This is a genomic window from Rhodococcus artemisiae, assembly GCF_036327795.1.
Lineage (GTDB): Bacteria > Actinomycetota > Actinomycetes > Mycobacteriales > Mycobacteriaceae > Rhodococcus > Rhodococcus artemisiae.
On record NZ_JAUTXY010000004.1, the window covers coordinates 339,985 to 355,988 of the forward strand.

Below are 16,004 nucleotides of genomic sequence, written 5' to 3' on the forward strand. Positions count from 1 at the left end.
GGTGGGTTCTGTATCAGGAGCGAACAGAGAGGGCGACTTTGCCTGTGGCGGAACGGGTTGCGAGAGAGTGCAGCGCATTCGCGGCCTCGGTCAGGGGGTGGACGGTGGGTTCGGGGACTCGCAGGGCGCCCGACCTCAGCAGCGGCTCGAGCATGCTCCACTGCTGCGCAGGGTATTCGGGAAGTATGCGGATGTGCTCGCCCCATCCGGCTCCGACCACCGAAATGTTCTTGAGTAGAAGTCGATTGACCTTCACGGTCGGGATCTCGCCGCCGGTGAAACCGAGCACCACGGCGCGACCGCCCGGGGCGAGGCTGCGGAGGCTGTCGGTGAACCGGTCGCCGCCGACGGGGTCGAGCACGATGTCGACGCCTCGGCCGCCGGTGAGTTCGAGGGCCTTGTCCTTGAATCCGTCGACACGGATGACGTGGGTCGCTCCGTTGGCCTCGGCGACCTCGGCCTTCGCGTCGGTGCTCACGACCGCAATCGTCTCGAGACCCAGGGCTGCGGCGACATTGAGCGCTGCGACGCCGACACCGCCTGCGGCGCCGTGGACCAGCACGGACTCGCCGGGGCGGTAGCGTGCGCGCTCGTCGAGGGCGAAATGCGCAGTCAGGTAGTTCAGCGGCATGCCGGCTGCGGCCGTGAGTGACACGTGATCCGGGAGTGCGAACACCGACCGGGGGTCGACGGCGACCGTCTGCTGCCATGCACCGCCGTGCGCGAGTACGGCGACCCGTTGACCGGGTGCGAACCCGCTGCTCTCGGGCGCGGAACGGACGATCCCGGCGCCTTCGGACCCGAGGACGCAGGGGAGGGGGCGGACCACCTGGTAACCGGCGCTGGTCTGGAGGAGATCGGGAAACGAGACGCCTGCGGCGTGGAGGTCGACGACGACGTCGCCGGGGCCTGGGGTGGGTTCGGGGATGTCGACGGTGTGTACACCGTCAGGACCGGTGTTCTGGGTCAACTGTGCAGCCTGCATGGGTCTCCCGCCGTGTGGTGGCCGAAATCGGTGTCCGGGCTCACGGCCAATCATTACCAGACGTAACTGATCGGGCGCTAGATAAAGCTTGCTGTTGACCGAGCGATCGTTCCGTGGTACTCCTTTAGCGATCGATAAGTAACAGAATCCGGATTCGAAGGGGCACGCATGGCCGACGACACGACCGCTACCGAACCCGCCGCACTGTACGAAAAGCGTGGTGGGGTCGCGATCATCACACTCAACCGGCCCAAGGCGCTCAATGCGGTCAACGGTGCGCTGTCGACGGCAGTCGGCACGCTGCTCGAGCAGGCAGAGGGCGACGACGACGTCCGCGTCATCGTGATCACCGGATCCGGACGTGCGTTCTGTGCGGGTGCCGACCTCAAGGCCATCGCAGCAGGGGAGAACACCTCCGCGGACGGACACCCCGAATGGGGCTTCGCCGGATACGCACAGCACTGGATCAGCAAGCCCACGATCGCGGCCGTCAACGGATTTGCGCTCGGTGGCGGAACCGAACTCGTCCTCGCCAGCGACCTCGCCGTGGTCGACGAGGAAGCCAAGCTCGGACTGCCCGAGGTCAAGCGCGGACTGTTCGCCGCCGCCGGCGGAGTGATCCGCCTGCAGCAGCAGATCCCCCGCAAGCTCGCCCTCGAACTCGCCCTCACCGGCGAGCCCATCTCCGCCGCGCAGGGAAAGGAATACGGCCTGGTCAACCGGGTCGCTCCCGCCGGCACCGCCCTCGACGTCGCACTCGAGATCGCCGAGACCATCGCCGCCAACGCGCCGCTGTCGGTGCGCGAATCGAAATCGATGATCTACCGCACCGCGAACCTCCCCGACTGGGAGGACGCGGCGTGGAACGCGAACGTCGAAGCCCTGAAGGTCGTCTTCAGCAGCGAGGACGCCATCGAGGGCCCCACCGCGTTCGCCCAGAAGCGGCAGCCCGTGTGGAAGGGCCGCTGACCCACAAGCTCGGCCCGGTGTCGCGGCGAACGCTCCTGTGACATCGGGTCGCACCAACCGCTCCCGGGACATCGGGTCGCACCAACCGCTCCCGGGACATGGGGTCGCACCAACGACCGTCCCGTTCGAACATCAGGAGTCACCATGACCAATGCAGTCATCGTCGACGTCGTCCGCACCGCGGTCGGCAAGGGCAAACCGGGAGGGGCGCTCTCGAGTACCCATCCCGTCGAACTGCTCGCGCACGTGCTGCGCTCGCTCGTCGAGCGCAACGGCATCGACCCCGCCCAGGTCGACGACGTCATCGGCGGTTGTGTCAACCAGGCGTCCGAGCAGGCACTCAACATCTCCCGCACCGCGCTCCTCGCGGCGGGCTTCCCCGAATCCGTGCCCGCCACCACCATCGACCGCCAGTGCGGTTCGAGCCAGCAGGCGGCCCACTTCGCGGCACAAGGCGTCATCGCCGGGGCGTACGACATGGTCATCGCGTGCGGCGTCGAATCAATGAGCCGAATCCCGATGGGCACCTCGTCGATGGGCAAGGACACCCACGGGCCGAGCATTCGTGCTCGCTACCCGGAGGGCCTGGTCAATCAGGGCATCTCCGCCGAGCTGATCTCGGCGAAGTGGAAGTTCGACCGTGACGCGCTCGACGCGTTCTCCGCGCAGTCGCACCAGCGCGCCGCTGCCGCCATCGCCGCGGGACACTTCGACAAGGAGATCGTCCCGATCGAGGTCGCCAACGCGGCAGGCGAGCAGGTGAAGCACACGGTCGACGAGACAGTACGCGCCGCCACCACCGCAGAAGGACTCGCCGGCCTGAAGCCGTCGTTCTACACCGAGGAGTACGCCGCCCGGTTCCCTGAGGCACAGTGGATCATCACCCCCGGTAACTCGTCGCCGCTCACCGACGGTGCCTCCGCCGCGCTGATCATGAGCGAGGAGCTCGCCAGCAAGCTCGGCCTCACCCCGCGTGCCCGATTCCACTCGTTCTCCGTCGCCGGCGACGACCCGGTCTTCATGCTCACCGCGCCGATCCCGGCCACCAAGAAGGTTCTCGCGAAGGCGGGCCTGAGCATCGACGACATCGACGCATACGAGGTCAACGAAGCGTTCGCTCCTGTGCCGCTCGCATGGGCGCACGAGTTCGGTGCCGATCCGGCGAAGCTCAACCCGTGGGGCGGCGCCATCGCGCTCGGTCATGCGCTCGGATCGTCGGGCACCCGCCTGCTGAGCACGCTCGTCAACCACCTCGAAGCGACCGGCGGCCGTTACGGTCTGCAGACGATGTGTGAGGGCGCAGGCATGGCCAACGCCACCATCATCGAACGTATCTGACACACCACTATTCGGAAGGATATTCAATGATCGTCAATGACAGCGTTGCCGTCGTCACCGGAGGCGCCTCGGGTCTCGGCCTGGCCACCACCAAGGCGCTGATCGCCGACGGTGCGACCGTCGTCATCATCGACCTCCCCTCCTCCAACGGTGAAGCCGTCGCCAAGGAGCTCGGCGACCGTGCGCGCTTCGCGGCGGCCGATGTCGCCGACGAGGCAGCAGTGGTCGCGGCTCTCGATCTCGCCGAGTCCCTCGGACCGCTGCGTGTCGCAGTGAACTGCGCCGGCATCGGCAACGCAGTCAAGACCGTCAGCAAGAAGGGCGCGTTCCCGCTCGACGGCTTCAAGAAGGTCATCGATGTCAACCTGATCGGCACGTTCAACGTGATCCGCCTGGCGGCCGAGCGTATTTCGAAGACCGAACCGGTCGACGGCGAGCGTGGCGTCATCATCAACACCGCCTCCGTCGCCGCGTTCGACGGTCAGATCGGCCAGGCCGCGTACTCCGCGTCCAAGGGCGGTGTCGTCGGCATGACCCTGCCGATCGCCCGCGACCTCGCGTCGCTGCTCATCCGCGTCGTGACGATCGCTCCCGGCCTGTTCAAGACGCCGCTGCTCGGTTCGCTGCCGGAAGAAGCTCAGGCCTCGCTCGGCCAGCAGGTTCCGCACCCGGCCCGCCTCGGTGATCCCGCCGAGTACGGTGCTCTGGCCGCGCACATCGTCTCGAACGCGATGCTCAACGGCGAGGTCATCCGTCTCGACGGCGCCATCCGTATGGCACCGCGCTAGACACCGCACGACGCACACGCGAGAGGATGGGATCGATGACCGCGCAACCGGAGATCAAGGCCGCGGATTGGCGGGTATTCGAGCAGCTGCGATACGACCCCATCCTCGAGCACGCGCTGGAAGCCTTCAGCGAGAACGGCTTCCACGGAACCACCGTGCGCGACCTGGCCCGCCGGGTCGGTGTGACGGTGCCCGCGCTGTACTACCACTTCGAGAACAAGGAAGCCGTTCTCGTGACCCTGCTCGACGCCGCCGTCCTCGACCTCATCGACCGTGTTCTGGCCGCGGTCGCGGATGGTGGCGCCGACCCGGTCGCCCGATTCTCCAATGCCGTCGAGGCGATCGTGCTCAACATGACGTTCCGCGCCATGCGTTCGGGATTGGATTCCGAACTGCGCCACGTCTCTTTCGAGAACCGCCGCACCTACGCTGCGACGCGGAAACGCCTCGAACTCATCATGCTCGACCTCGTCCGCGAAGGTGCCGAGGCCGGAGTCTTCGACGTCGACGATGCCGAGGAGACCGTGCGGGCCATGCTCGGCATGCTCCAATCCATCGCCCGCTGGTACCAACTCGACGGGCCACTCACCCCGGCGCAGGTCGCCGACCGCTACATCGTGATCGCCCTGCGCATCGTGGGCAACCACGCCACCACCTGAACGTCTCACTGCGAGGAGATCTTTCGTGCTGTCCACAGCTTTCACCGAAACCTTCGGAGTTCGTCACCCCATCGTGCAGGGCGGAATGCAGTGGGTCGGCCGCGCCGAACTGGTCGCCGCCGTCGCCAACGCCGGCGCGCTCGGCATGATCACCGCACTCACCCAGCCCACCCCCGAAGATCTCGATAAGGAGATCGCCCGAACCCGTGAGCTCACCGACCAGCCGTTCGGTGTCAACCTCACCATCCTGCCGTCGATCACGCCGCCACCGTACGACGAATACCGCCAGGTCATCATCGATTCCGGTATCAAGATCGTCGAAACCGCGGGATCCAATCCCGCGCCGCACCTACCCGACTTCCACGCCGCCGGAATCAAGGTGCTGCACAAGTGCACCAGTGTCCGCCACGCCGTCAAGGCACAGGATGTCGGTGTCGACGGCATCAGCATCGACGGATTCGAATGCGCAGGTCACCCCGGTGAGGACGACATCCCCGGCCTCGTGCTCATCGCTGCGGCAGCAGAGCAGATCAGCATTCCGATGATCGCCTCGGGCGGTTTCGGTGATGGTCGCGGTCTCGTGGCCGCTCTCGCCCTCGGTGCCGACGGCATCAACATGGGCACCCGATTCATGTGCACCGTCGAATCGCCGATCCACCAGAAGATCAAGGAAGCGATCGTCGAGGCGAAGGAAACAGACACCGAGTTGATCTTCCGTACGCTCCGCAACACCGCGCGCGTGGCCAGCAACAGCGTCAGCCGTGAGGTAGTCGAGATCTTGGGCCGCGGTGGACAGTTCCCCGACGTGCAGGAACTCGTTGCCGGTGCGCGCGGTCGCCTGGTGTACGAGAACGGCGACCCGGAGGCCGGAATCTGGACTGTCGGTACCGTCCAGGGCATCATCCACGATATTCCCTCTGCCGGTGAGCTCGTCGAGCGCATCGTCGCCGACGCGGAAGCCTTGATCTCCGAGCGTCTCGCGGGTCTGATCGACCGCGTGAACGCCTGATGAGCGCCTACTTCCAGGAGAATTCATGAAGCGTACCCATTTCGAGGGTGATCATGAGGCGTACCGGGAAACGGTGCGCGAGTTCTATGCCCGCGAGGTCGAACCGAACTACGAACGCTGGGAAGAGGAACGGCTCATCGACCGGTCCGTGTACCTGGCGGCCGGCAAGGCCGGGATTCTGGGCCTCGGAGTCCCGGAGGAATTCGGTGGGTCGGGTGTCACCGACTACCGGTTCCGTCAGATCGTCCAGGAGGAGACGGCCCGCACGAACACCACGTCGTTCGGTGCGACCCTGGCACTTCAGGACGACATCGCCATCCCGTACCTGCTGCATCTGGGCACCGAGGAGCAGAAGGCTCGCTGGCTGCCGCGTATGGCCTCCGGCGAGATCATCGGTGCCATTGCGATGACCGAACCGGGTGCCGGTTCCGACCTGCAGGGCGTCAAGGCCACCGCGGTCCGCGACGGTGACGACTGGATCATCAACGGCCAGAAGACCTTCATCACCAACGGCATCCACGCCGACCTCGTCATCGTCGTGTGCCGCACCGATCCGAGTGCCGGGTCGAAGGGGTTCTCGCTCATCGTCGTCGAGCGCGACACTCCCGGCTTCAGCCGCGGACGCAAACTCGACAAGGTCGGTCTCGCCGCGCAGGATACCGCGGAGCTGGTGTTCGAGAATGCCCGCGTACCCGCCGAGAACCTGCTCGGCACCGAGGGTCGCGGCTTCATCCATCTCATGGAGAACCTGCCGCTCGAGCGGATCGGCATTGCTGTCAGCGCCATCACGTCGGCGCGCGCGGCCTACGAGTGGACCAAGCAGTACGTGTTCGAGCGCAAGGCATTCGGAAAGCCGATCGGCGATCTGCAGAACACCCGATTCGTGCTCGCGGAGATGCTCACGGAGATCGAGGTGACCGAGTCGCACGTCGACCGGTGCATTCTCGCGCTCAACGCCGGTGAGCTCACCGCGGTCGATGCGTCGAAGGCGAAGTGGTGGGCCAGCGAGTTGCAGAAGCGTGTCGTGGACCGGGGTGTGCAGCTGCACGGCGGTTACGGGTTCATGATGGAGTACGCGATCGGTCGCGCCTACCGGGACGCGCGCATCCAGACCATCTACGGTGGCACTACCGAGGTCATGAAGGAAATCATCGGCCGCGACATCGCCGCCGAGTTCAAATAACGAGGTCACCCATGGGAGCGGCATGTTCGATCTGACCGGTAAGAGGGCTCTGGTGACCGGCGGATCGGCCGGTCTCGGGCTCGGCATGGCGCGCGGACTTGTGCGCGCAGGCGCCGACGTGGCGCTCTGGGGACGTAGTACCGACAAGCTCGAGGCCGCGGCGGCCGGACTCGCGGATTTCGGCACGACGGTGTGCACGCGGTCGGTCGACGTGGCGGACGAACAGGCGGTGATCGACGGCGTCGTGGCCACCGTCGACGCTCTCGGTGGCCTCGACATCGTCGTCGCCAACGCGGGTATCACGGGGCAGCTGCAGAAGTTCCCGGAATCGTCGACCGAGCTGTACCGGGAGGTGATGGCGACCAATGTCGACGGCGCATACTTCACGTTGCGGGAGACGTCGAAGATTCTCGTAGCGCAAGGCACCGGCGGGTCGATGATCGTGACGTCGAGCCTCGGCGCGCTCCAGGGTGCCGGTCGGAATCAGGCGTACGGCGCGACCAAGGCTGCGGTGCTGGCCATGGCCAACGGCTGCGCGGTCGAGTTCGCTCGTTTCGGTATCCGGGTGAACAGCGTTCTGCCCGGCTGGATCGCAACCGATCTCACCGCGCAATTGCAGGACTCCGAGGTGTTCAACAGCAACGTCATCTCCCGGGTACCGCTCGGTCGCTGGGGCACGCCCGAGGATTTCGAGGGTATTGCCGTCTACCTGGCGAGCGATGCGTCGCGATTCCAGACCGGAAGCACGACCCTCATCGACGGCGGATACAGCATGTTCTGATTCCCCACTCTCCGGGCCGACCTATTGCGCGGCCCGGAACGATCGGGAAATGTAGAGCGCGAAAACCACATTCTACGAAAGGGAGAACATGGCGCTCACCGCACTGCTGGAGCTCGAGTTCAAGGCCGATTCGCTCGACGACGCGAAGAAGGTCATGACACGCGTCCTGGACGAGACCCGGGCGTTCGACGGGTGCGTCGGCATCGAGATCCTCGTGGACCAGAAGAACGAGGCACGCTGGGTCGTCGTCGAGAAATGGCAGTCGCAGGCGCACGACACCGCATACCGCAAGTTCCGCGCGGGTGAGGGCGCGATCACCGATCTCGGGCCACTGCTCGCAGGCGCGCCGAAGCTGACCCACTTCGACACGCTCTGACAAGCGAATCCCCAAGTGGGGCGCGCCATGGCGCGCCCCACTTTCACGCGTGAAATGTGTGAGTGGGTAGGTCGTCGCCGAAGAGATCCGGCATGTCGGTGCTGACGCGATCGGGGAACGATGCCGGTCGTTTCTCGAGGAACGCGGCGATGCCCTCGCGGGCATCCGGTCCGACGCCGCGGATGTTGATGCCGCGTGATTCTGCCCGGTGGGCGAACATCGGATGGTCGGTTCCGAGCATGCGCCACATCAACTCCCTGGACAGTGCGACGGATACCGGGGCCGAATGTTCGGTGATTCTGCGTGCCAGGGCGAGCGCTTCGTCGAGTACGGATGCCTTCGGATGGAGCGCGTAGAAGAGACCTGATTCGTACGCTTCCGCGGCGTCGATGAGCCGACCGGAGTAGACCCAGTCCAGCGCGCGTTGCATCGGCACCAATCTGGGCAGGAACCACGACGAGCACGATTCCGGAATCAACCCGCGACGATTGAAGACGAAGCCGATGCGTGCGTCGTCGGCGGCGAGCCGGAAGTCGGCTGCCAGGGTCATGGTGATGCCCACACCGACGGCGGGACCGTTGATGGCCGCGATGATCGGTTTGCGCGACTCGAACATGCGTAGGACGACCCGTCCACCACCGTCGCGGCGCATCTCGTTGTCGGGGTGCTCGTCCTGCCACTCGGTGAAGGTGTCCGCGCCGGCGGAAAGATCGGCCCCGGCACAGAACGCTCGTCCGGCACCGGTGAGCACGACGGCACGGACGTTGTCGTCGGTGTCGCAGCGTTCGTAGGCGTCGATCAACTCGTTCTCCATGATGGTCGTGAAGGCATTGAGCTGGCCGGGACGATTCAGGGTTATTGTGGCGATCCCATCGGCGATGTCGAGTCGAATGTGCTCCATCGGGACAGCATCGCACGGTTATTGAACGATCGCTAGGACGGATTCGGGACGCGTGACTCTACGCTGTGCGTAGTTGGTCGGCGATGAGATGGGAAGAGAATGCGTGCTGCAAAAGGGGCGATGCCGGGTGCCGGTCGCCAGGTGATCCTGGATTCTGCCATCAGGAACATGAACCACCGCGGCTATCACGGCACGTCCATGCGCGACATCGCGCGCGACGCCGACATCACAGTCGCATCGATCTATCACCACTTCAAATCCAAGCAGGAAATCCTGCAGGACATCATGACCCGAGCGTTGCACGACGCTTTTGCGATGACCCGGTCCGCGCTCCTACGTTCGGGCGGGTCCTCCGCCGAACAACTCCGCGCGGTGGTGCGCGCGTGGGTCATTTTTCATACGACGCGACAGTCCGACGCCCTTGTCGGCGCCACCGAGCTGCGCAGCCTCGACGATGAGGGTCGCCGACTGGTGGTCGCACTGCGTGACGAACAGGAGAGCGTCTTCCGCGAGATCATCGACAGGGGAGTCGAAGACGGGGTGTTCACCACTGCACTGCCGCTGGATGCGTCGCGCGCCATCATTCACATGGGGCAGTCGGTGTGCACGTGGTGGCGTTCGGACGGGCCCTTGACGCCCGAGGAGCTTGCGGAGCGATACGCGGAGCTCGCGCTTGCCATGGTGCAGCCCGTGGACGGCCGGTAGCGCAGAATCTCCGTACGTCTGCGCTGGTCACCTTTGCCGTCTGACGAGTGAACGATTGATTGGCCGAGGGTGAAGACCTCTCCGACAAACGCGTAGTTCTACAGAAACCAGCAGTTCAATGCGAGAGAGTTGACACGCGTCGTGCGCTGGGTCACGATTGCGCTACCCGAACGATCGTTTGGGTGCGTGATCGAAAGGAGGCCCATCGATGGCCGCTCCCATGGCCGACGCAGTGGCCGAACTCGACCTCGACGCACTCGGTGTCCATCTGCAGGCGACCCTCCCCGGGAGGATCGCGGGGCCCCTGAGCGCCACACTTGTCGGTGGCGGTCGCTCGAATCCGACCTATCGCCTCACCGACGGCGAGAACATCTGGGTGCTGCGCAGGCCTCCTTATGGTCACGTACTTCCCAGCGCGCACGACATGAAGCGCGAGTACACGGTCATCGACGCTCTCGCAGGCTCTGCGGTCCCGGTACCTGCTGCAGTGCATCTGTGCGAGGACGTGCACATCCTCGGCGCGCCGTTCTATCTCATGGAGCTCGTCGACGGCGGATCCGTCGGTACCGTCTCGCAGGCCGAGGCCCTCACCCCTGGACAGCGTCACCGTCTCGGTCTCGACCTCGCAGACAAGCTGGCCGATCTCCACGACATCGACCCAGCGTCGGTCGGGCTGAGCGAATTCGGCAGGCCGGACGGGTATCTCGAGCGTCAGCTGAGCCGCTGGGAGCGGCAGTGGACGTCGTCCAAGACCTCGGAGCGCTCGGAGGTGGCCGCTCTACTCGGTAAACTACGCAGAGCTCTGCCCCGCACCCGATTCCCGGGAATCGTGCACGGCGACGTCAAGCTCGACAACGTGCTGGTCGCTCACGAAGACCCGGCGAGCATCGTCGCTGTGCTGGACTGGGAAATGGCAACTCTGGGCGACACGCTCGCCGACGTGGGCATCATGCTCAGCTTCTGGGATGTGCCCGGCTCGCCGTTCAACCCTGTCACGAAAGGTCTCGCGACGCTCGACGGCTTCCCCACCCGAGCAGAACTCGTCGACCGTTACGCGACCAGGCGCGGAATCGAGCTCCCCGAAATCGACTGGTACACCGTGTTTGCCGACCTCAAGATCGCGGTCATCCTCGAAGGAATCCACGCCCGCCATCTGCAGGGCGACACAGTCGGTGAAGGCTTCGAGGACATCGCGGACATGGTCGGCCCTTTGCTGCAGCGCGCACTCGAACTCGCCGAGACGTCGTCGCTCCATGAACTTCGCCACTAGGCACCCACACCGATCGGAGACAGCATTATGGATTTCGCGTACAGCCCCAAGGTCGAGGAGCTGCGGGAGAAGCTGGCCGAGTTCGTGCAGAACCGCGTCCTTCCTGCCGAGAGGATTGCGGCGCAACAGCTCGCGAGCAAGCCCGACTTCTGGGGTGCGCCGCCGATCATGGCCGATCTCAAGGCTGCGGCCAAGCGGCAGGGACTGTGGAACCTCTTCCTGCCGGAGGACGGTGGCGCCGGCCTGACCAACCTCGAGTACGCGCCGCTCGCCGAACTCACCGGCTGGAGTCCACAGCTCGCTCCCGAAGCACTGAACTGCAACGCGCCGGACACCGGCAACATGGAACTACTCGCCCGCTACGGCACGGCGGATCAGAAGCAACAGTGGCTTGCCCCGCTCCTCGAGGGCGAGATCCGCTCCTGCTTCTCGATGACCGAGCCCGACGTCGCGAGCTCGGATGCCTCCAATGTGCGGCTCGACATCGCCGAGGACGGCGACGACTGGGTACTCACCGGACGTAAGTGGTGGACCACCGCCGCGCTGCGCGAAGACAACCGGGTCGCAATGGTCATGGGCGTCACCGATCCCGACGCGCCTGCCGGCTCGCGTCACTCGATCGTGCTGGTACCCACCGACACCCCCGGCGTGACCATCGAACGCTCCACCACGGTCCTCGGATTCGACGACCGGCACGAAGGTGGCCACGGCGAGATCGTCTACGACCGCGTTCGGGTCCCGAAAGCGAACCTGCTCGGTCCGCGCGGAAAAGGCTTCGCAGTGGCTCAGGCCCGCCTCGGTCCGGGTCGCATCCATCACTGCATGCGCCTGATCGGCATGGCCGAGCGGGCGATCGCGCTCATGACCGAACGCGCGCGCACCCGGGTGGCATTCGGCAGACCCCTCGCAGACGAAGGCGTCGTCCAGGCGACGATCGCCGACGCTCGGATCAAGGTCGACGCAGCACGTCTGATGGTGCTGCGCGCGGCATGGAGAATGGACGTCGAGGGCCCCAAACAGGCTCGCCACCACATTGCTGCTGCGAAGGTCCTGGTGCCGTCGACGGCCAAGTGGATCATCGACGAAGCAATGCAGATCTTCGGTGGTGCCGGATTGTCCGAAGACACGCCGCTCGCCATGCTGTACTCGCAGGCCAGATTCCTGCAGATCGCCGACGGCCCCGACCAGGTGCACCGTCGTTCGCTCGCGCGCGCCGAATTCGCTGCTACCCCCGCCATCCGAGAGATTCGCGGATGATCGGCGAACACTGACGCTCCCGCCCCCCAATTCCCCTGGTTCGAAAACGAGGACCTACGATGTCCGAAACACAAACCCACGAACAACCACTCGGTACGCCAGCGGGTCCGGCCCCCCGTGCCGGCCGCGCCGCAGTTGCCGCCGCGATCTCCACCTCGCTCGAGTGGTACGACTTCTTCATCTATTCGACGGCCGCTGCGCTCGTGTTCAACGTGACCTTCTTCGCCACCGGCAACGAAGTCGTCGCGGCAGTGAACTCCTTCGCGACCGTCGCCGTCGGATTCATCGCGCGGCCCATCGGCGGTATCCTCGCCGGGCACTTCGGTGACAAGGTCGGGCGCAAACCCGTGCTCGTGGCCGCCGTGGTGCTCATGGCGGTTGCAACGTCGCTGATCGGCTTCGTGCCGAACACCGAGATCGTCTGGCTTGCACCGATGCTCCTGGTCACCTTGCGTATCTGTCAGGGCCTGGCGGTCGGCGCACAGTGGGGCGGCGCAGTCCTGCTGGCCACGGAGAACGCCCCCGCGAATCGTCGCGGATTCTTCGGTAGTTTCGCCCAGCTCGGCGTTCCGATCGGTGTAGTCCTCGGCAACGTCGTCTTCCTGATACTCACCGCAACCGTCGCCCAGGACTCGTTCCTGTCGTGGGGCTGGCGCATTCCGTTCTGGATCAGCCTCATCATGCTGCCGGTGGCGTTCGCGATCCATCGCTACCTGGAAGAGACCCCCGAGTTCAAGAAGATCGCTGCGAAACTCGAGGAGGCTCCGGCCGCGCGTCGCTCTCCGATCGTCGAAGTGCTGCGCAAGAATCCGGGCACGGTACTCATGGCCGCGGGCTCGAACGCGATCGGTGTCATCTTCTTCTACACGATGATCACCGGCTCGGTGCAGTACGCGACAACCTACCTCGGCCTCGGCCGCTCGACCGTGCTCACGTTCATCCTCATCGCGTGCCTTCTCCAGATCCCGTTGGTGCCGTTGTTCGGTCATCTGTCGGACCGTATCGGCCGGAAGCTCGTCTTCGGTGCGGGTACCGTCGCCATGATGGTGTGGGGTGTGCCGATGTGGCTGCTGATCGGAACATCCGGTCCGGACACGGTGTGGCCGTTCGCGGTTGCCGTGATCGTCGGCGTTGTCGCGATGTCGCTCCAGACAGGCACGCAGGGAACGCTATTCTCGGAGCTTTTCCCGCCCGAGGTGCGCTTCTCCGGAGCATCGCTCGGCTACCAGATCTCGGCCATCATCGGCGGCTTCGCTCCGATGGTGATGGTGTTGCTCATCAACGGCGAGGCCGGCAATGCGTGGAAGGTAGGCGTATTCCTCGCCCTCTCCGCCGCGATCGGGCTGCTGTGCCTCATCGCAATCGTGCGGAGGTATTCCCGGCCGCACGAGTCTGCGGACGCAGCCTGACCCGATACGACCAGGAGTAGACAGATGCTGGACTTCCCGGATACCCACGCTGCGGCCGACCCCGGTCGTCCCGCGTACATCATGGCGGACACCGGTGCCGTCGTGACCTACGGCGAGCTCGTCGCGGAGTCGCGCGATATAGCAAAAATGTTGTGGTCCAAAGGTCTTCGTCACGGAGACTGTGTGGCCGTATTGATGGAGAACTGTGCGTCGTTTCCGAAGATCGCGTGGGCGGCACAGCGCATCGGACTGCGCTATGTCACTCTGTCCACGCGTCTGCTGCCGGATGAAATCGCATACATTCTGGGAGATTCCGGAGCATGCGCACTGTTCACGAGCGGGCGCTGTCTCGATGCGGCAGCCGATGCCGTAGATCTGACCCCGGGAGTGCAGCACCGCTTCACCGTGGACGAGGCTGCCCGGGGATTCGAGAATCTGGCGGTCGAACTGGACTCCGTTGCGCCTGGAGTGGTTCCGGACGAGCGTGAAGGTGTGGATCTGCTGTATTCGTCCGGCACAACAGGTCGGCCCAAGGGTGTCGTGGCGGACCTGCCGCTCCACCCGCTCGGGACGCCGCCGGGCGTGGCCGGCCTGCTGCACACCCAGTGGGAGATCGGCCGGGACAGCGTGTACCTGTCTCCAGCGCCGCTGTATCATGCTGCACCGCTACGTTTCACCATGACGGTGCACCGGTACGGCGGCACCGCGATCGTGATGGAGCGGTTCGACCCGGAGAAGGCGCTCGAACTCGTCGAGCGCTACCGGGTGACCCATACCCAGATGGTGCCCACCATGTTCATCCGGATGCTCAAACTCCCGGAGGCGCAACGCACCGCATTCGATGTCTCGTCGCTGCAAGTGGTCATCCACGCCGCGGCGCCGTGTCCGCCGGACACCAAACGAGCAATGATCGACTGGCTCGGACCGATCATCCACGAGTACTACTCGTCGACAGAGAACAGCCTGTTCACCGCTCTGGACTCGCAAGAGTGGCTGGCCCACCCGGGATCGGTGGGGCGATCGATCCTGGGTACCGCACACATCCTCGACGAGTCGGGGGAGGAACTGCCACCGGGGGAGTCCGGCACGATCTGGTCGGACGGCGGGCTGATGTTCGAGTATCTGAATGATCCGGAGAAGACCGCGGCAGCCCGCAACGAGATCGGTTGGACGACGGTGGGCGACCTCGGATATCTCGACGAGGACGGCTACCTCTACCTGTCGGATCGGCGCGCCGATCTCATCCTGTCGGGCGGTGTCAACATCTACCCGCGTGAATCGGAGGACGTACTCGTGGTGCATCCGAAGGTTGCCGATGCTGCGGTGTTCGGTATCCCACACGACGAACTCGGTGAAGTCGTGCACGCGGTAGTGCAGCCCGCACCCGGCGCGGCGAGCGGCAGTGCGCTCGAGGAAGAACTGCTCGCGTTCCTCCGGGAGAAGCTGTCGACCTACAAGTGCCCACGCCGGATCGATTTCGTCGACGAGTTGCCTCGTCACGCCACCGGCAAGCTGTACAAGCGGCTGCTGCGCGACCGCTACTCGCAGAAGATGGTGTCGTGACCGCTGTCGTCCTCTCGACCCCGATCGCCGGCGTTGTGCAGGTGACGATGAACCGGCCTGATGCCCTCAACACTCTGACCTCGGACTCGGTGGCCGAGTTCCGTAGTGCTCTGGCGGACATCGCCGCCGACCGATCCTGTCGTGTCGTGGTGCTCACCGGGGACGGCCGTGCGTTCAGCGCGGGGCTCGACCTCCACGGCTACGGCGACGAGGACCGGATCGCCGCCGAGGGCGCGGTCGGTCGGATGCTCTCTCGGCAGCGGGACCTCGCCGGGCTGGCGCAGCAACTGCACGAACTCCCGCAACCGGTGATCGCCGCGGTCAACGGACCCGCGGCAGGCGGTGGACTCGCGCTGGTGTGCGCGAGCGACATCCGTCTCGCCGCGACGTCGGCGGTCTTCGCGGTCTCGTTCATCCGTGCGGGCTTCTCCGCCTGTGATATCGGGGTGTCGTGGCTGCTGCCACGCATTGTCGGCGCCGGTCCGGCCCACGAGCTCATGCTCACCGGCCGGCGCATCGACGCCTCCGAGGCGCAGCGCATCGGGCTCGTCACCGCAGTCTTCGATCCGGAGGAACTGCTCGACTCCGCGCTCGCGAAGGCCCGGGAGATCATGCTGAATCCGCCGTTGTCGGTGGAGCTCACCAAACAAGGCATGTGGATTGCACTCGAGACGCCGTCGTTCGACGCGTCGGTGGAATTCGAGAACCGTCAGCAGGTGTTCACCGCGCTCACCGAGGATCGCAGGGAGGCGACCGCGGCGTTCCTGGAGCGGCGGCCTCCGTCGTATCGGCGCAGATAGCGCACGTACCG

16 protein-coding genes are annotated in these 16,004 nt (G+C 65.4%); 14 read left to right on the top strand and 2 right to left on the bottom strand.

Annotation, left to right across the window (positions count from 1 at the left end):
* Positions 1-13: 13 nt before the first annotated feature.
* Positions 14-985: an NADPH:quinone oxidoreductase family protein gene (locus Q7514_RS11655; RefSeq protein WP_330133404.1), complete on the bottom strand. Its 972-nt coding sequence runs from the start codon at positions 983-985 to the stop codon at positions 14-16.
* A gap of 168 nt (positions 986-1,153) precedes the next feature.
* Here Q7514_RS11655 and Q7514_RS11660 point away from each other — a divergent pair, with 168 nt between their 5' ends.
* From Q7514_RS11660 to Q7514_RS11695, 8 genes are all read left to right on the top strand, one after another.
* Positions 1,154-1,954: a crotonase/enoyl-CoA hydratase family protein gene (locus Q7514_RS11660; protein ID WP_330133405.1), complete on the top strand. Its 801-nt coding sequence runs from the start codon at positions 1,154-1,156 to the stop codon at positions 1,952-1,954.
* Positions 1,955-2,098: 144 nt separating this feature from the next.
* Positions 2,099-3,292 (top strand): thiolase family protein, encoded by a 1,194-nt coding sequence (locus Q7514_RS11665; protein ID WP_330133406.1) that lies wholly within the window; start codon positions 2,099-2,101, stop codon positions 3,290-3,292.
* A gap of 26 nt (positions 3,293-3,318) precedes the next feature.
* Entirely contained in the window at positions 3,319-4,080 is a 762-nt protein-coding gene (locus Q7514_RS11670; protein WP_330133407.1) for a 3-hydroxyacyl-CoA dehydrogenase, read from the top strand.
* A gap of 35 nt (positions 4,081-4,115) precedes the next feature.
* A complete protein-coding gene (locus Q7514_RS11675) occupies positions 4,116-4,739 on the top strand; it encodes a TetR/AcrR family transcriptional regulator (protein ID WP_054806376.1) in 624 nt (207 codons plus the stop codon).
* A 25-nt stretch (positions 4,740-4,764) separates the two neighbouring features.
* The gene (locus tag Q7514_RS11680; protein ID WP_330133408.1) at positions 4,765-5,748 is read left to right on the top strand and encodes an NAD(P)H-dependent flavin oxidoreductase; all 984 of its coding nucleotides are present in this window, start codon (positions 4,765-4,767) and stop codon (positions 5,746-5,748) included.
* A gap of 25 nt (positions 5,749-5,773) precedes the next feature.
* On the top strand, positions 5,774-6,931 hold the full coding sequence (locus Q7514_RS11685) for an acyl-CoA dehydrogenase family protein (protein WP_330133409.1): 1,158 nt from the start codon (positions 5,774-5,776) through the stop codon (positions 6,929-6,931).
* Positions 6,932-6,953: 22 nt separating this feature from the next.
* Positions 6,954-7,712, top strand: a complete 759-nt coding sequence (locus Q7514_RS11690; protein ID WP_330133410.1) for an SDR family NAD(P)-dependent oxidoreductase — start codon at positions 6,954-6,956, stop codon at positions 7,710-7,712.
* Positions 7,713-7,800: 88 nt separating this feature from the next.
* On the top strand, positions 7,801-8,088 hold the full coding sequence (locus Q7514_RS11695) for a putative quinol monooxygenase (protein ID WP_330133411.1): 288 nt from the start codon (positions 7,801-7,803) through the stop codon (positions 8,086-8,088).
* 43 nt (positions 8,089-8,131) lie between these two features.
* On the opposite strand, the gene Q7514_RS11700 is transcribed toward Q7514_RS11695, so the two are convergent.
* The gene (locus Q7514_RS11700; RefSeq protein ID WP_330133412.1) at positions 8,132-8,989 is read right to left on the bottom strand and encodes a crotonase/enoyl-CoA hydratase family protein; all 858 of its coding nucleotides are present in this window, start codon (positions 8,987-8,989) and stop codon (positions 8,132-8,134) included.
* Positions 8,990-9,088: 99 nt separating this feature from the next.
* Here Q7514_RS11700 and Q7514_RS11705 point away from each other — a divergent pair, with 99 nt between their 5' ends.
* The 6 genes from Q7514_RS11705 (at position 9,089) to Q7514_RS11730 (ending at position 15,993) form a co-directional block, all read left to right on the top strand.
* The gene (locus Q7514_RS11705; RefSeq protein ID WP_330133413.1) at positions 9,089-9,694 is read left to right on the top strand and encodes a TetR/AcrR family transcriptional regulator; all 606 of its coding nucleotides are present in this window, start codon (positions 9,089-9,091) and stop codon (positions 9,692-9,694) included.
* A 208-nt stretch (positions 9,695-9,902) separates the two neighbouring features.
* Positions 9,903-10,964 carry a phosphotransferase family protein gene (locus tag Q7514_RS11710; protein ID WP_330133414.1) on the top strand — a complete coding sequence of 354 codons (1,062 nt, stop codon included), beginning with the start codon at positions 9,903-9,905 and terminating at the stop codon, positions 10,962-10,964.
* A 27-nt stretch (positions 10,965-10,991) separates the two neighbouring features.
* Positions 10,992-12,221 (top strand): acyl-CoA dehydrogenase family protein, encoded by a 1,230-nt coding sequence (locus Q7514_RS11715; RefSeq protein ID WP_330133415.1) that lies wholly within the window; start codon positions 10,992-10,994, stop codon positions 12,219-12,221.
* Positions 12,222-12,280: 59 nt separating this feature from the next.
* Complete coding sequence (locus Q7514_RS11720) at positions 12,281-13,630, top strand: MFS transporter (RefSeq protein WP_330133417.1); 1,350 nt, start codon at positions 12,281-12,283, stop codon at positions 13,628-13,630.
* Between the two features lie 24 nt (positions 13,631-13,654).
* Positions 13,655-15,193 carry an AMP-binding protein gene (locus tag Q7514_RS11725; protein ID WP_330133418.1) on the top strand — a complete coding sequence of 513 codons (1,539 nt, stop codon included), beginning with the start codon at positions 13,655-13,657 and terminating at the stop codon, positions 15,191-15,193.
* Complete coding sequence (locus Q7514_RS11730) at positions 15,190-15,993, top strand: enoyl-CoA hydratase/isomerase family protein (RefSeq protein WP_330133419.1); 804 nt, start codon at positions 15,190-15,192, stop codon at positions 15,991-15,993. The genes Q7514_RS11725 and Q7514_RS11730 overlap by 4 nt, the downstream gene beginning before the upstream one ends.
* The last annotated feature ends 11 nt before the right edge of the window (positions 15,994-16,004 follow it).